Source organism: Superficieibacter sp. BNK-5 (assembly GCF_047456055.1).
Taxonomy (GTDB): Bacteria; Pseudomonadota; Gammaproteobacteria; order Enterobacterales; family Enterobacteriaceae; genus Superficieibacter.
Map to the genome: position 1 here is coordinate 216,699 of NZ_CP179893.1, position 15,601 is coordinate 232,299.

The 15,601-nt window shown below is 54.0% G+C and carries 12 protein-coding genes and 1 CRISPR repeat array; of the genes, 2 read left to right on the forward strand and 10 right to left on the reverse strand.

Annotated features, from left to right (window positions below; translation table 11 throughout):
* Positions 1-280: 280 nt before the first annotated feature.
* Positions 281-643 carry a 6-carboxytetrahydropterin synthase QueD gene (queD, locus tag ACMGGS_RS01080; RefSeq protein WP_414164689.1) on the forward strand — a complete coding sequence of 121 codons (363 nt, stop codon included), beginning with the start codon at positions 281-283 and terminating at the stop codon, positions 641-643.
* Positions 644-724: 81 nt separating this feature from the next.
* A CRISPR array of direct repeats spans positions 725-2,522; the repeat unit is 29 nt; unit sequence CGGTTTATCCCCGCTGGCGCGGGGAACAC.
* Positions 2,523-3,014: 492 nt separating this feature from the next.
* On the opposite strand, the gene queE is transcribed toward queD, so the two are convergent.
* From queE to ACMGGS_RS01095, 3 genes are read right to left on the reverse strand one after another with little or no spacing between them, the layout of a single operon-like run.
* Positions 3,015-3,686: a 7-carboxy-7-deazaguanine synthase QueE gene (gene queE / locus ACMGGS_RS01085; RefSeq protein ID WP_194208221.1), complete on the reverse strand. Its 672-nt coding sequence runs from the start codon at positions 3,684-3,686 to the stop codon at positions 3,015-3,017.
* A 54-nt stretch (positions 3,687-3,740) separates the two neighbouring features.
* Positions 3,741-4,448 (reverse strand): N-acetylmannosamine-6-phosphate 2-epimerase, encoded by a 708-nt coding sequence (locus tag ACMGGS_RS01090; RefSeq protein ID WP_414164690.1) that lies wholly within the window; start codon positions 4,446-4,448, stop codon positions 3,741-3,743.
* Positions 4,445-6,001, reverse strand: coding sequence for a maltose/glucose-specific PTS transporter subunit IIC (locus ACMGGS_RS01095; RefSeq protein WP_414164691.1), 1,557 nt, complete (start codon positions 5,999-6,001; stop codon positions 4,445-4,447). Before ACMGGS_RS01095 ends, ACMGGS_RS01090 begins: the two co-directional genes overlap by 4 nt.
* 168 nt (positions 6,002-6,169) lie before the next feature.
* Between ACMGGS_RS01095 and ACMGGS_RS01100 the strand changes: the two genes are divergently transcribed.
* The gene (locus ACMGGS_RS01100) at positions 6,170-6,994 is read left to right on the forward strand and encodes a MurR/RpiR family transcriptional regulator (protein WP_414164692.1); all 825 of its coding nucleotides are present in this window, start codon (positions 6,170-6,172) and stop codon (positions 6,992-6,994) included.
* 51 nt (positions 6,995-7,045) lie between these two features.
* Here the strand turns inward: ACMGGS_RS01100 and eno are convergent, their stop codons facing one another.
* The 7 genes from eno to rlmD all read right to left on the reverse strand — a co-directional run bounded on the left by eno (position 7,046) and on the right by rlmD (position 15,601).
* Positions 7,046-8,344, reverse strand: a complete 1,299-nt coding sequence (eno, locus tag ACMGGS_RS01105) for a phosphopyruvate hydratase (protein WP_176919364.1) — start codon at positions 8,342-8,344, stop codon at positions 7,046-7,048.
* A gap of 78 nt (positions 8,345-8,422) precedes the next feature.
* Positions 8,423-10,060: a glutamine hydrolyzing CTP synthase gene (gene pyrG, locus ACMGGS_RS01110; protein ID WP_414164693.1), complete on the reverse strand. Its 1,638-nt coding sequence runs from the start codon at positions 10,058-10,060 to the stop codon at positions 8,423-8,425.
* A 225-nt stretch (positions 10,061-10,285) separates the two neighbouring features.
* Entirely contained in the window at positions 10,286-11,077 is a 792-nt protein-coding gene (gene mazG / locus ACMGGS_RS01115; protein ID WP_414164694.1) for a nucleoside triphosphate pyrophosphohydrolase, read from the reverse strand.
* 214 nt (positions 11,078-11,291) lie between these two features.
* Positions 11,292-11,588, reverse strand: a complete 297-nt coding sequence (locus tag ACMGGS_RS01120; RefSeq protein ID WP_414164695.1) for a type II toxin-antitoxin system RelE/ParE family toxin — start codon at positions 11,586-11,588, stop codon at positions 11,292-11,294.
* The gene (locus ACMGGS_RS01125) at positions 11,554-11,841 is read right to left on the reverse strand and encodes a type II toxin-antitoxin system ParD family antitoxin (RefSeq protein WP_414164696.1); all 288 of its coding nucleotides are present in this window, start codon (positions 11,839-11,841) and stop codon (positions 11,554-11,556) included. Before ACMGGS_RS01125 ends, ACMGGS_RS01120 begins: the two co-directional genes overlap by 35 nt.
* Before the next feature lie 171 nt (positions 11,842-12,012).
* A complete protein-coding gene (gene relA, locus ACMGGS_RS01130) occupies positions 12,013-14,250 on the reverse strand; it encodes a GTP diphosphokinase (protein ID WP_414164697.1) in 2,238 nt (745 codons plus the stop codon).
* Between the two features lie 52 nt (positions 14,251-14,302).
* Entirely contained in the window at positions 14,303-15,601 is a 1,299-nt protein-coding gene (gene rlmD / locus ACMGGS_RS01135) for a 23S rRNA (uracil(1939)-C(5))-methyltransferase RlmD (RefSeq protein ID WP_414164698.1), read from the reverse strand.

Genomic DNA, 15,601 nt, shown 5'->3' on the forward strand with positions numbered 1-15,601 from the left:
AAGCTGTTTTCAAATAAAAACAGAAGAGAATGTAAGGTTAACGACCTGGATAATAACAATTAAAGAAGGGTTGGAAATAATAAATAACCAAATCTACTAACCTGATTTTCAGATAGTTATTAACAATAAAACGGGTTATCTAATCCGTTGATTTAACTAAGTAAATATCAGAGTTGCAATGACTTACCCTCACCCCGGTTGCTATCGCCGTTTAAAGAGGTGATAAAAATTGTGCTTTCCGGTACTATGCGGCGGTTTTTCGTAAGCCTGAGAGTTCATCATGTCCACCACGTTGTTTAAAGATTTCACCTTTGAAGCCGCTCACCATCTGCCGCATGTTCCGCAAGGCCATAAATGCGGCCGCCTGCACGGACACTCCTTTATGGTGCGTCTTGAAATCACCGGTGAAGTCGATCCGCATACCGGCTGGATTATCGATTTCGCCGAACTGAAAGCGGCATTTAAGCCGACTTACGATCGTCTGGATCACTACTATCTGAATGATATTCCGGGGCTGTCCAATCCCACCAGTGAAGTGCTGGCGAAGTGGATATGGGATCAGATTAAACCTGTAGTTCCGCTGCTGAGCGCGGTGATGATTAAAGAGACCTGTACGGCGGGCTGCGTGTATCGCGGCGAGTGAGATTTTTTTGGCCGGTAAGGCTAACCTTTTCCGTTGAAGCCGGGGAGTAGGCAATCTGCCTGTAGCTCGCTGTCACAGCGATAATTTATCCCCGCTGGCGCGGGGAATACTCGCCAGGCAACAGCTCTTTCTGGTCCCAGCACGGTTTATCCCCGCTGGCGCGGGGAACACACAAAGTGGAACCAGATTTGAGTAAATATACGCGGTTTATCCCCTCTGGCGCGGGGAACGCCGGAACATAGAGCGTGAACGTAACCTGATTATCGGTTTATCCCCGCTGGCGCGGGGAACACTGATTGTGCGTACTGCGCACGTGCGGCGAGCTCGGTTTATCCCCGCTGGCGCGGGGAACACGAGGCGTGTTAGTGAAAACGAAGCCAGCACAACGGTTTATCCCCGCTGGCGCGGGGAACACGCGACCAGTTTTCTGAGAAACCCCGGAACGCTCGGTTTATCCCCGCTGGCACGGGGAACACTGTTGCGGGGATCATATAGAGAGCGCCCGTCGCGGTTTATCCCCGCTGGCGCGGGGAACACGTACCGCCCGGATCATTGGTGTGGTGATCTCCCGGTTTATCCCCGCTGGCGCGGGGAACACCCGGGGCTGGGCTGGAACTACGCTTACGGAAACGGTTTATCCCCGCTGGCGCGGGGAACACAGGGATAAGATCGTCGTTAGTGCCAGCTATCTCGGTTTATCCCCGCTGGCGCGGGGAACACGCTGGCGCATTCTCGCATCCTGCATTTGCAGGCGGTTTATCCCCGCTGGCGCGGGGAACACCCACCGATAATATTATTGACGATTGTCCAGCCCGGTTTATCCCCGCTGGCGCGGGGAACACATGCTGCGGCACTCCCTAGCCCTAAATTATCTCGGTTTATCCCCGCTGGCGCGGGGAACACGTGTGGGTGACAAATCGAAATATACGGATTCGCGGTTTATCCCCGCTGGCGCGGGGAACACTTGATTATCATCATATATATTCATTTCCGCACCGGTTTATCCCCGCTGGCGCGGGGAACACTCGCGCCATGACTGACCCACATCGCCGCCAAGCGGTTTATCCCCGCTGGCGCGGGGAACACCCGGTGATTGACTGCATGATCGGTCCAAGCGCCGGTTTATCCCCGCTGGCGCGGGGAACACTACCGTGTTTGAATAACGTCTCAGATGAAACTCGGTTTATCCCCGCTGGCGCGGGGAACACGGCTAACCTTTTCCGTTGAAGCCGGGGAGTAGGGGTTTATCCCCGCTGGCGCGGGGAACACTATTGTTTGAAAAGGCGAATCTATTGAAGCGGCGGTTTATCCCCGCTGGCGCGGGGAACACGCCATCTTTCGGCGGCGCAATCACTTCCGGCGCGGTTTATCCCCGCTGGCGCGGGGAACACAAGCCTTTTTCCATAAATCAGCAAATAAATTACGGTTTATCCCCGCTGGCGCGGGGAACACGTTTCAAAGGCTATTACGGTGATGTTGCGGTACGGTTTATCCCCGCTGGCGCGGGGAACACACGATATTGCCCCGCGAGCTGACAGCAACGCTCGGTTTATCCCCGCTGGCGCGGGGAACACCATGGGTGATGTTTTTTTTGGAAGAGTTCAGGCGGTTTATCCCCGCTGGCGCGGGGAACACTCTTTTTATACTAACGCATGTGATTTTATTGGCGGTTTATCCCCGCTGGCGCGGGGAACACATTAAAAAATATAATGTATTCATTAAGATTTGCGGTTTATCCCCGCTGGCGCGGGGAACACCAACTCAGCGCCAGCCATGAAATACCCCAGCGCGGTTTATCCCCGCTGGCGCGGGGAACACTTTGATGTCATCTTTGATTTGCTGGCGCGTCGCGGTTTATCCCCGCTGGCGCGGGGAACACTCTAACTCTATCTCTTTGTTTAAAAAACACTTTTAACCACGATCACACTCTACCAACATATAACCATCAAATTAATCACAATTCCATTTTATCAAAGAACAATTAAACCATTGATTTTAAAGTAAAAAATAAAATATTCGTTGTGGCCTAATTTAAAATTACCAACATGAAGCAATTTTCGCTCTGAAATTAACTATGCGCTATCTTTTATCCCGTATCCGACATGACAAAAAGTGCCATACGGCTCTCAGGAGGATATATGTGTGCCGATTAAGGAACAGGTTTATCCCTTAACGCGTATAACCAAGGCATGAGATAATAAGGAGAATATAAAGTGAGGGAATACGAGCTAAATGCCCGCGTCATATCACGGCAAGGAACAAAAATGGCTGGCCGCGATGGTCAGCAGCCGCCAGTACAATCCATTTTGAGCAATGTCACGCCATTTGATGTGCCAGAAACTGGCAACTAAATTATTCAGGTACCAGTCTTTCAGGCAATATTCAAATACTTATGCGTTTGCATTGAAAGTCGCCAGTTGCGGGCAATGCAGGTCTCAATGCATAAACGCGTAGCGTCTTCTTTCTGGCTGATCGGCTGAAGTGCAATCACACGCGGTTTATCGTCCTTCAGAACAGCAAGCAGTTCGTCCAGCGCTTCGATATCCCGCACGCGGCCTACCGGGTGTTTAATTTCGTCCGCGCGCTGGAGCGCCTGCTCCAGGACATCATATCCGCCGCGCATGTTTACTTTCGGCGATACGGTCACCCAGGTATTCGGCGTGCAGCGGATCTCGTGCGTGCCACTGGTTTCAATCTGGCAGCTAAAGCCGTTTTTCTCCAGCAGCATAGTCAGGGGGAGCAGGTCGTGGATGCACGGCTCGCCGCCGGTGATCACCACGTGACGAGCGGTATAGCCCTGACGTTCAATAATCGCCAGCAGATCCTCGCTGCTTGCCGCGCCCCACTTATCGCTCTCTTTGGTTTTCGCCAGGATGCTGTAAAGCGACACTTCCCGATCCGCAAGCTTATCCCAGGTGTGTTTCGTGTCGCACCAGGCGCAGCCTACCGGGCATCCCTGTAATCGAATAAAAATGGCGGGGACGCCGGTAAAGTAACCTTCACCCTGGAGGGTCTGGAACATCTCATTTATCGGGTACTGCATAATCATCTCGGTTTCGCGTCTAAACCGTAATTATCGCAGATCCTGGCGTAACGATCATGTGCGATTCGCGCCCTGTTGCGCTATCGCCGCTGCAAAACGCGCGGCGATCTGCTGCGGACGAGTGATCGCCCCGCCGACCACCACCGCATGTGCACCAAGTTCGAGGCAGCGGGCAGCCAGTTCCGGCGTGTCGACATTGCCTTCCGCTATCACCGGCTGCGTGACGGCGTTCAGCACCGCGCGCAAAAATGCACAGTCGTTCTCTGCCAGCTTGTGCCCTGCCGACGCCGCCGTATAACCATATAGCGTCGTACCAATACAATCGAAGCCAAGCTCAGCAGCGACCACAGCATCTTCAACGCTTGCGATATCCGCCATCAGCAACACCTGCGGGTAGCGTTCGCGGATCTGCGTCACCAGCACAGCCAGCGTTTCGCCTGCCGGACGTGGACGTTGCGTGGCGTCGAGCGCAATCATCTCCGGGGACGCCGTCATCAGTTCGTCGACTTCTCGCAGCGTCGCGGTGATAAAAACCTCACTATCGGCATAGTCGCGTTTAATAATGCCAATGATCGGCAGATCGACCTGGGTTTTAATCGCCTCGATATCGACGACGCTATTGGCACGAATGCCCGCCGCCCCGCCCTGCTGCGCCGCCAGCGCCATGCGCGACATAATAAACGGACTGTGCAGCGGCTCGTTTGCCAGCGCCTGACAGGAAACCACCAGTTTGCCTTTGATTTGTTCTAACATCATGTTCATACCACCAGCATCTCTTCTATTTCATTTTTAATAATCGTTACGTGCGGGCCGTAAATCACCTGGACGCCGTTGCCCCGCAGGATCACACCGCGTGCGCCCGTCGCTTTCAGCGCCGCCTCATCGACTTTTCCGCTCTCTTTCACCGTTATCCGCAGGCGCGTCGCACAGCAATCCACCTCTTCCAGATTTTCCTGTCCACCCAGCGCCGCCACAATCGCCTGAGCACGTTCACTGCCGCTGACGCTTACCGTTTCGGTCTCCTGTTTTTCACGTCCTGGCGTCAGGAAATTAAAACGGGTAATCAAAAAGCGGAAGGTGAAGTAGTAGAGGAAGAACCACGGGATCCCCACCATCGGCACATACAGCCAGTGGGTTTTCGCTTCGCCCTGCAAAATGCCGAACAGGATGAAGTCGATAAAGCCGCCGGAGAAGGTTTGCCCGATGGTGATGTGCAGAATATGCGCCAGCATAAACGCCAGCCCGTCAAAAAAGGCGTGAATGACGTACAGCACCGGGGCGACAAACAGGAACGAAAACTCGATAGGCTCCGTAATGCCGGTCAGGAACGAGGTCAGCGCCGCTGACAGCAGCAGCCCGGCCACGCGCTTTTTATTTTCAGGCTTCGCCGTGTGATACATCGCCAAACAGGCACCGATCAGGCCAAACATCATGGTGATAAAGCGGCCGGACATAAAGCGCGAGGTGCCGACGTAGAACTGCTGCGTATTCGGATCGGCAAGCTGGGCAAAGAAAATCCGCTGCGTGCCTTCAACCAGTTGGCCGTTGACGATTTCGCTACCGCCGAGGGCGGTGGTCCAGAATGGCAGATAAAAGATATGATGCAGGCCGAACGGGCCAAGCATGCGCAGGATAAAGCCATACAGCAGCGTGCCCAGATACCCCGTGGCATCCACCAACCCGCCGAGACCAAAAATCAGTTTCTGAAAGTGCGGCCAGACCACTGTCATGATCGCTCCGACGACAATCGCCGCCAGCGAACTAATGATCGGCACAAATCGCGAGCCACCGAAGAAACCGAGAAACTGCGGCAGAGCGATTTTATTAAACCGATGGTGTAATGCGCAGGTCACCAGCCCGATGACCACGCCGCCAAAAACGCCGGTTTCCAGGGTCTGAATCCCCAGTACCATGCCCTGTCCGACCGCGCCGGGATTGGTTTGTGCCAGGTCTCCCGTCAGCGTCAACAGCGCGTTAATGGTGGCATTCATTACCAAAAATGCCAGTAAGGCCGCCAGCCCTGCCGTGCCCTTATCCGTTTTTGCCAGACCGACCGCGACCCCAACCGCAAACAAGACCGACAGGTTGGCGAAGACAATCGCGCCGGCACTGCTCATGATGGTGAAAATGGCCTGTAGCCAGCCTACGTCAAGGAAAGGATAAGCCGTCAACGTATTCGGGTTCGACAGCGCGCCGCCGATACCCAGCAGCAGTCCCGCCGCAGGTAATACCGCAATCGGCAGCATAAAGGATTTACCAAACCGCTGTGCTTTTTCAAACCAGCCTCCGGAAGAGGCTCCGCTAAATATTGTCATCTTTTTTCTCCGCCTGACGTCTTGTTGAAAATTTTTACCATATAAATAATTAATACTGAAAATTATCATCAATAAAGCGGAGGTTGATCATACTTTTTTAAAATGACTGGCGTCCTGCCCCCGCTTTCCGCCACACTTAACGACAGGAAAGCATCAAGGAATACAGGCATGGCTGAAAACGAAAATGTGCTGCTCAGGCTTCGGCAGAGCGTATCGGGCTATAGTCCCACCCAGCAAAAACTGGGAGATTACGTTCTGACCGATCCGTCGCGGGTGCTCTATCTGACCATCACCGAACTGGCACGTGAGAGCGAGACCAGCGAAGCCAGCGTCACGCGCCTGTGCCGGGCGTTGGGTTGCAAAGGGTATACCGAATTTAAAATGGCGCTGGCGCTGGACGTGCAGCGCTCGCAGGCTCCCCGCACGCAGGGTGATGAGATCGACAATCTGGTCGATGAGTCGGTGCAGGCGTTGCGCGATACGGCAAAGCTATTGGATCGCAGCATGCTGGAACAGGCGGCGCTGGCACTGCATGAGGCACGTTCGGTCCAGATTTATGGGGTCGCCGCCAGCGCAATTATTGGTGATTATCTGCATTACAAGCTGCTGCGCCTCGGTAAAGCCGGCCAGCTATTCAGCGACATGCACCGGGCAGCGATGAGCGCCACCGCGCTCGGCGGCGAGGATGTCGTCGTCGCGATCTCCAGTTCTGGCTCAACGCGCGACCTGTTGCATGTCGTGAAGTTGGCGCGTAAACGCGGCGCGAAAGTGCTGACAATCAGTAATACGCCGCGTAGCCCGCTGGCATCACTCAGCGATATTTTGCTGGTAGCAGCGAAGCCGGAAGGACCGTTAAGCGCGGGCGCACTTAATGCCAAAGTGGGAGCGATGCTGCTGGTGGAGCTGGCCATCACCTCGTTAATGTCGCTTGATACGCGTTACGGTGATAGCAGCCAGCAAACGGCCAGCGCAACGCTGCCGCTGCTTTTGTAGATATAAAAAAACCCGCCGAAGCGGGTTTTTCTTAAGAGCAAAAGTACAGGATTACGCCTGGCCTTTGATCTCTTTACGACCATTGTACGGTGCTTTTTCGCCCAGCGCTTCTTCGATACGAATCAGCTGGTTGTATTTAGCAACGCGGTCAGAACGGCTCATAGAACCGGTTTTGATCTGGCCTGCTGCGGTACCCACAGCCAGGTCAGCGATGGTAGCGTCTTCAGTTTCGCCAGAACGGTGAGAGATGACGGCAGTGTAGCCAGCGTCTTTCGCCATTTTGATCGCAGCCAGAGTTTCGGTCAGAGAACCGATCTGGTTGAATTTGATCAGGATGGAGTTAACGATGCCTTTCTCAATACCTTCTTTCAGGATTTTGGTGTTGGTTACGAACAGATCGTCACCAACCAGCTGGATTTTGTCGCCCAGAACTTTAGTCTGGTAAGCAAAACCTTCCCAGTCAGATTCGTCCAGACCGTCTTCGATAGACACGATCGGGTACTGTTTGGTCAGCTCTTCCAGGAAGTGAGTGAATTCTTCAGAAGTGAAGGCTTTGTTACCTTCGCCAGCGAGAACGTATTTACCGTCTTTGTAGAATTCAGATGCTGCACAGTCCATCGCCAGAGTGATGTCTTTACCCAGCTCGTAGCCAGCGGCTTTAACTGCTTCAGCGATAACTGCCAGCGCTTCTGCGTTAGAACCCAGGTTCGGCGCATAGCCGCCTTCGTCACCAACAGCAGTGTTCATGCCTTTCGCTTTCAGCACTTTAGCCAGGTTGTGGAACACTTCAGAACCCATACGCACGGCTTCTTTCAGGGATTTAGCGCCAACTGGCTGAATCATAAATTCCTGGATGTCGACGTTGTTATCAGCGTGCTCACCACCGTTGATGATGTTCATCATCGGAACCGGCATAGAGTATTTGCCCGGGGTGCCGTTCAGTTCAGCGATGTGCGCGTACAGCGGCAGACCTTTCGCGGCAGCAGCAGCTTTGGCGTTAGCCAGAGACACCGCCAGGATGGCGTTTGCACCGAAGTTAGATTTGTTTTCAGTACCGTCCAGATCGATCATGATCTTGTCGATGCCTGCCTGATCTTTGGCATCTTTGCCAAGAACAGCCTGAGCGATCGGGCCGTTAACCGCAGCAACTGCTTTGGTTACGCCTTTACCCATGAAACGGGATTTGTCGCCATCACGCAGTTCCAGCGCTTCGCGGGAACCAGTAGAAGCACCTGACGGCGCAGCTGCCATACCAACGAAACCACCTTCCAGGTGTACTTCGGCTTCAACAGTCGGGTTACCACGGGAGTCGATGATTTCACGACCGATGACTTTAACGATTTTGGACATTAGGTTTTCCTCAGTACAAGTTAAACTAAAACTCCAGACAAACAACGCCCCTCCTGGGGCGTTGCCGTTCTAACTTTTTTACTTCACCTGACGCTTCTGGTATTCGCTGGCGGCTTTCACAAAACCGGCAAACAGCGGATGTCCATCACGCGGCGTAGAAGTAAATTCCGGATGGAACTGGCCGGCGACAAACCACGGATGGTTCGGCACCTCAATGATCTCGACTAACTGATCATCACCGGAACGGCCCGCAATGCGCAGGCCCGCAGCTTCAATAGGTTTCAACAGCATGTTGTTGACTTCGTAACGATGACGATGGCGTTCGGTAATCGTCGATGCGCCATACAGTTTGCGCACCAGGCTGTCATCCGTAAGCTGGCAAGCCTGTGCACCTACGCGCATCGTGCCGCCCAGATCGCTCTTTTCAGAACGAACTTCAACGTTACCCTCTTCATCACGCCACTCGGTGATCAGCGCCACGACCGGGTACTTACAGTCTGGCACAAATTCCGTTGAGTTGGCGTTGTCCATGCCCACCACATTACGAGCAAATTCAATCAGGGCAACCTGCATACCCAGGCAAATGCCGAGGTAAGGGATATTATTCTCACGCGCATAACCTGCGGTGGTAATCATGCCTTCAACGCCACGGTAGCCAAAACCACCGGGGATCAGGATGGCATCAAGATCTTTGAGGATCTCAACACCACGCGTTTCTACATCCTGCGAATCAATCAGCTTGATATTGACAGAAACGCGGTTCTTCAGGCCGCCATGCTTCAGCGCTTCAATCACCGATTTATAGGCATCCGGCAGTTCAATGTACTTGCCGACCATACCAATGGTGACTTCGCCTGCCGGGTTGGACTCTTCATAGAGGACCTGTTCCCATTCAGACAAGTTTGCTTCCGGACAGTTCAGGCTGAATCGTTTACAAATATAATCGTCCAGCCCCTGTGATTTCAACAGGCCCGGGATTTTATAAATGGAATCGACATCTTTCAGGGAAATAACGGCCTTTTCAGCAACGTTACAGAACAAAGCAATTTTCGCGCGTTCGTTGGCCGGAACGGCACGATCGGAACGGCAAATCAGGATATCCGGCTGGATACCGATAGAGAGCAGTTCTTTAACGGAGTGCTGCGTCGGTTTGGTTTTGACTTCCCCGGCGGCGGCCATATAAGGCACCAGCGTCAGGTGCATAAACAGCGCGTGTTCACGACCAATATCAACCGCCAGCTGGCGAATCGCTTCGAGGAACGGCAGCGATTCGATATCGCCCACCGTACCGCCGATTTCAACCAGCACCACGTCATGCCCTTCGCCGCCTTCCAGCACGCGTTCTTTAATGGCATTGGTGATGTGCGGGATAACCTGAACGGTCGCGCCCAGATAGTCGCCACGGCGCTCTTTACGAAGAACGTCGGAGTAAATACGACCCGTGGTGAAGTTGTTACGGCGGCTCATCTTGGTGCGAATGAAACGCTCATAGTGGCCAAGGTCCAAATCAGTTTCAGCGCCGTCTTCAGTAACGAACACTTCCCCGTGTTGGATTGGACTCATGGTGCCCGGATCGACGTTGATGTACGGATCCAGTTTCATCATGGTCACGTTGAGGCCACGGGCTTCTAAGATGGCTGCGAGGGAGGCTGCGGCAATGCCTTTACCCAGAGAGGAAACGACCCCGCCGGTCACAAAAATATAGTTCGTTGTCATGCTGAACCTGAGAAGTTAGGTTTAAAAGACGATGGAATAACCAGGACGGGACAGTAGTATACCCGAACATGGCGAGCGCCACAAACTTTCATTCTCCCTCCTCTTCTGCCATGCCCAACGATGTAAGGAGTGAGAAAATAGCCATTTTTGGGGAAATGTTTTTGACGCAAATCAAGCGCTTGTTATTTAAAAAATCACACAAATCGCGCTTGATGGCGAAAATCGTTAGAGATCATATTCCTGGCGTTTTACTTCCTGCCAGACCTCTTCCATCGTTTGCAGGTCAACGCCGGTCATTTCCAGGCCACGCGCCGCGACGATGCGCTCTACTTCGCGAAAACGGCGCTCAAATTTCAGATTGGCTTTTTGTAGCGCCACTTCCGCTTTAACCCCAAGATGACGGGAGAGATTGACTGTCGCAAACAGTAAATCGCCCATTTCTTCTTCCACTCTGGCCTGATCGACAACGGCCTGCTGCGCTTCCTGCATCACCTCGTCGATCTCTTCATGGACTTTATCCAGAACCGGACCGAGCGAAGTCCAGTCAAAGCCTACCGTCGAGCAGCGCTTCTGGATTTTATGCGCCCGCATCAGGGCCGGGAAGCTATGAGGGATATCGTCCAGCGCGGAATGCTGCGCTTTTTGCGCCCGTTCGTCGCGCTTGATTTGTTCCCAACGCGCCAGCACCTCGTCACTGCTTCCCGCCGCGGCATCGCCAAAAATATGCGGATGACGGCGCTCCAGCTTGTCGCTAATCGCCGCACAGATATCATTAAAATCAAAGCGCCCCTCTTCCTGAGCCATCTGAGCGTAAAAGATCACCTGAAACAGCAGATCGCCCAGCTCGCCGCGCAGATCGTCAAAGTCTTCGCGGGCAATGGCGTCCAGCACTTCGTAGGTTTCTTCCAGGGTATAAGGGGCGATGGTGGCGAAGGTTTGCTCTTTATCCCACGGGCAGCCGTTTTCCGGGTCGCGCAGGCGTTGCATGATGGAGAGCAGGCGGTCTATTTGCGTCATTGTTGTCATCATTTTTAATCGGTTATGCACAATGGAGGTGATTGTAACGTATCCACCTTACGCATTCGCTATGAATCATCCCGATCGCTTTTATTTTAATCCCGCCACACCGGAGGCTTCTGCTTCGGCAAGCCTTCGTTCAACACAAATGCAATAGATACATAAAACCTTAACCAATATCACATAGGGTATAACTTATTTTTTAAATAAAAGGCTATAACCAATTTACATGCTTACCAGCATCCTGGTTCTGGCTCAGAATACGTATCACGATAATTTCCGTAACTGATTGTATAAAATAGATAATATGCCTTTCAAACGGTAAGGCATAAATGTATTCACCCAGTTCAGGTCGAGGCGTGCCAATGTTATTGGCACTCATAATGCTGAATATTTCTGACAGATGATTAATATATCGATCGGCTTGTATTTCGCCAAAATGCTGCCAGCCGTAATGCCAGATATTTTCCAGATCGTCACTGGCCTTTGGTGTTAACTTTACCAATCTCATCTGATTTACTCATCCCTGATTTGACCTTCCGTAAAAAGGCATCCTTTTCCCAGGCCTGCGGCTCTCCGCTGTTCAGACCTTCAGCCAGAAGTTCACGTAACGCCTGAAGTCGTGACTCAGCCTGTTTTTCCCGCAGCAAGCGAAGAGATTCCCTGATAACTTCACTTTGTGTTCTGTAATCACCTGATTCAATAAGCGATTCAATAAACTCCCGTAGCTCATCACCAAGATCTACTGTCATTGTTCTGGCCATAACAGCCTCCACTGTAAGTATAAATCTTACATAAGAGTACACCGGAAATGGAATGTACGTCAAAATGCATCCGCCGTTGTTATTACACCGGGGATGACGTTGCTATGTAGCGACTCTACTGAAATGAAATAGTAAAGCCGCTACGTTAGTGCAGCCACCTTCGCGCGGATGTTACCCCCCATGCAACCGGTGCGCATCAATCACGTCCGGCACCTGGTTCAGCTTGCTGAGTACCCGGCCCAATACCTGAAGGTTATAGATCTCAATCGTCATATCAATGCTGGCAAGCTGCTGTTTGGTGTCGCTGCGACTGGCGACGCCCAGCACATTAACCTTCTCGTTCGCCAGAATGGTGGTGATGTCGCGCAGCAGGCCGCTGCGATCGTTGGCGGTGACGCGCACCACCAGCGAATAGCCTGCCGAGTAGCTTTCGCCCCAGACCGCATCCACAATACGTTCCGGCGCGTGCGAGCGCAGTTCCGCCAGCTGATCGCAATCCGCACGATGCACGGAGATGCCGCGCCCCTGGGTAATAAAGCCGACGATCTCATCGCCCGGGATCGGCTGGCAGCAGCGGGCGATGTGATGCATCAGATTGCCGACGCCTTCCACCACCACGCGACCGTCGTCTTTACCGCTACGGTTCTGCGGCGCGTAGGTTTTCTGCTGAAGCTGCTTAAGCGCCGCCGCATCCTGCTCCGCCGCGCTCGGTTTGTTGAACTGCGCCTGCAGGTAATTGACCATTTGGTTAAGGCGGATGTCCCCGCCGCCAATGGCCGCCAGCAGTTCCTCAATCTCGTTGAAGTTGTAGCGCGGCAGCAGGAATTTCTCGGCCTCTTTCATACTGATGCCCAAATGCGCCAGCTCATCGTCGAGGATCTGCCGCCCGGCGAGAATATTTTTGTCCCGGTCCTGCTTGCGGAACCAGTTGTGGATTTTGGCTCGGCCCCGGCTGGTTGTGACGTAGCCGAGGTTCGGGTTCAGCCAGTCCCGGCTTGGGTTCGGCTGCTTCTGGGTGATAATTTCAATCTGATCGCCCATCTGCAACTGATAGGTAAAGGGCACGATGCGCCCGCTAATTTTTGCCCCGATGCAGCGATGCCCCACATCGCTGTGGATGTGGTAGGCGAAATCCAGCGGCGTGGAGCCTGCCGGCAAATCCACCACGTCGCCTTTCGGCGTAAAGACATAGACGCGATCGTCAAAGACCTGGCTGCGCACTTCGTCGAGCATCTCGCCGGAATCGGCCATCTCTTCCTGCCAGGCGATCAGCTTGCGCAGCCAGGCAATGCGGTCTTCATGTCCGGTACGCGTGCCGCCTGCAACAGTGCCTTCTTTGTATTTCCAGTGCGCAGCGACGCCCAGCTCGGCGTCTTCATGCATCTGTTTGGTACGGATCTGAATTTCGACGGTTTTACCGCCCGGCCCCAGCACCACGGTATGAATGGATTGATAGCCGTTAGGTTTTGGATTAGCAACGTAGTCGTCAAACTCATCAGGCAGGTGGCGATAGTGAGTATGCACTATCCCCAGCGCGGCGTAGCAGTCCTGCAGCCGCTCGGCCACGATGCGCACCGCGCGCACGTCAAACAGCTCATCAAAGGCAAGATGCTTCTTCTGCATTTTGCGCCAGATGCTGTAGATGTGCTTAGGTCGGCCATATACTTCCGCCTTCACGCCTTCGGTTTTGATCTCGGCGCGCAGATGGCCGACGAATTCATCAATGTACTGTTCGCGGTCGAGACGGCGTTCGTGCAGCAGTTTAGCGATGCGTTTGTACTCCGCCGGATGCAGATAGCGGAAGCAGTAGTCCTCCAGCTCCCATTTCAACTGGCCGATGCCCAGACGGTTCGCCAGCGGCGCGTAAATGTTGGTGCACTCTTTGGCGGCCAGCACGCGCTCATCTTCCGGCGCGTCTTTCACATCGCGCAGGTGCGCTACCCGTTCAGCAAGCTTGATGACCACGCAGCGGAAGTCATCCACCATCGCCAGTAGCATCCGCCGCACGTTGTCCACCTGTTCGGAGGAGACGGAATCGGTATGGGTGGCCTTGAGCTGGCGGATTGCCGCCATATCGCGCACGCCGTGGATCAGCAACACCACCGGCTTACCCACGGCCTCCTGCAACGCCTCCTCGCTGACGACGTTGTTATCCGCCAGCGGGAACAGCAGCGCCGCGCGCAGAGTGTCTGTGTCCATGCTCAGCATAGAGAGGATTTCGACCATCTCTACGCCGCGCCAGAGAAGGAGATCGGCGTTAGGATGCCCCTGCGTTTGTTCACGACAATAGGCCCAGGTCTCGGCTAAGCGTTCACACGACTGCTGGCTGGATAATCCCAGACTGGCGATCCATTTTTTCGGGTCAAACTCACCCTCTTTATTCATATGTGAACTTCTTACCGCAACCATCGTCCTCTCCTTTCAGGGACCGGGCCTGCCGGATTCGGCAAGCCAACGCTATTTATTGATGCTCAAACAACACCATTGATTCCAGATGCCCAGTGTGCGGGAACATATCCAGCATTGCCAGTCGCCGGATGTGGTACCCCCCTGCAAGCAGCGCCTCGCTGTCACGCGCCAGCGTCGCGGGATTGCAGGAAACATACACCACGCGGCGCGGCGCTAATTTTATAATATGCTGCATGACGCCGGGTGCGCCTGCGCGCGCCGGATCGAGCAGTATTTTATCAAAACCGTGTTGTGCCCACGGCTGTTGTGTAACATCCTTTTCAAGATTTTCATGAAAAAACGTCACATTATGCAATTCATTTTGTGCGGCGTTCTGCTGACCTTTCGCCACCAGCGCCGCCACGCCTTCCACGCCAACGACGCTTGCCGCACGCTGCGCCAGCGGTAGCGTAAAGTTGCCCATGCCGCAGAACAGATCCAACACGCGATCGGTGGGCTGAATGCCCAGCCAGTCCAGGGCGGTGGCCACCATCTGCTGATTAACGCCGTCGTTGACCTGAATAAAGTCCCGCGGGCTAAACGTTAAGCGTAGCCCTTCTGATTGATACCACGGTTCTTTATCCGTTAACGGTTCCAGTATCTCGCTTTGTGGCGCAAGGTACAGCGCAAGGTCCTGAGAATGCGAAAAGCGTTCCAGTTTTTCGACATCGGCAGCACTAAGCGGCGCGACATGGCGTAGCACCATCAGCGGGCCGTTATCGGCCAGCACCAGTTCGACATGACCGCGCCGACGCGCCGACGCCAGGCTGGTCAGACACTCGCGCACTAAAGGAAGCAGCGCCTCAAGACGGGGCGTCAATACGGGGCATTGCGTAATATCAACGATGTCGCTGGCGTTAGCTTTACGAAACCCCATCTGCAGGCGCTGCGTTTTCGGTTGCCAGTTGAGGCCCAGCCGCGCACGCCTCCGATATCCCCACGGCGCGCCGGCAATGATCTCGTCGACCTCGCGTTTCATTAACCGGGCGAGCGCCGCCCGTTTGCTGCGCTGTTGCAGGTCAATGCTCGCATGCTGCTGCTGGCAGCCACCACATACGCCGAAGTGCGGGCAGCGGGGCGTAACACGCTCGGTACTCTCGTTCAGCCGCCGTTTTACCTGCGCGAGGGCATACTGTTTTTTATCGTCGGTAATAACGACTTCCGCGCTTTCCTGAGGCAGTAAGCCCGGAATAAATAAGGTTTTACCGTTGTGGCGCGCGACGCCCTGGCCGAAAGGGTCCAGGTCATTTACCGTCACAGTTATGATCTGACGCGTCGTCACGCGCCGTTTTGCAGAGTAGAATTGCGCCAT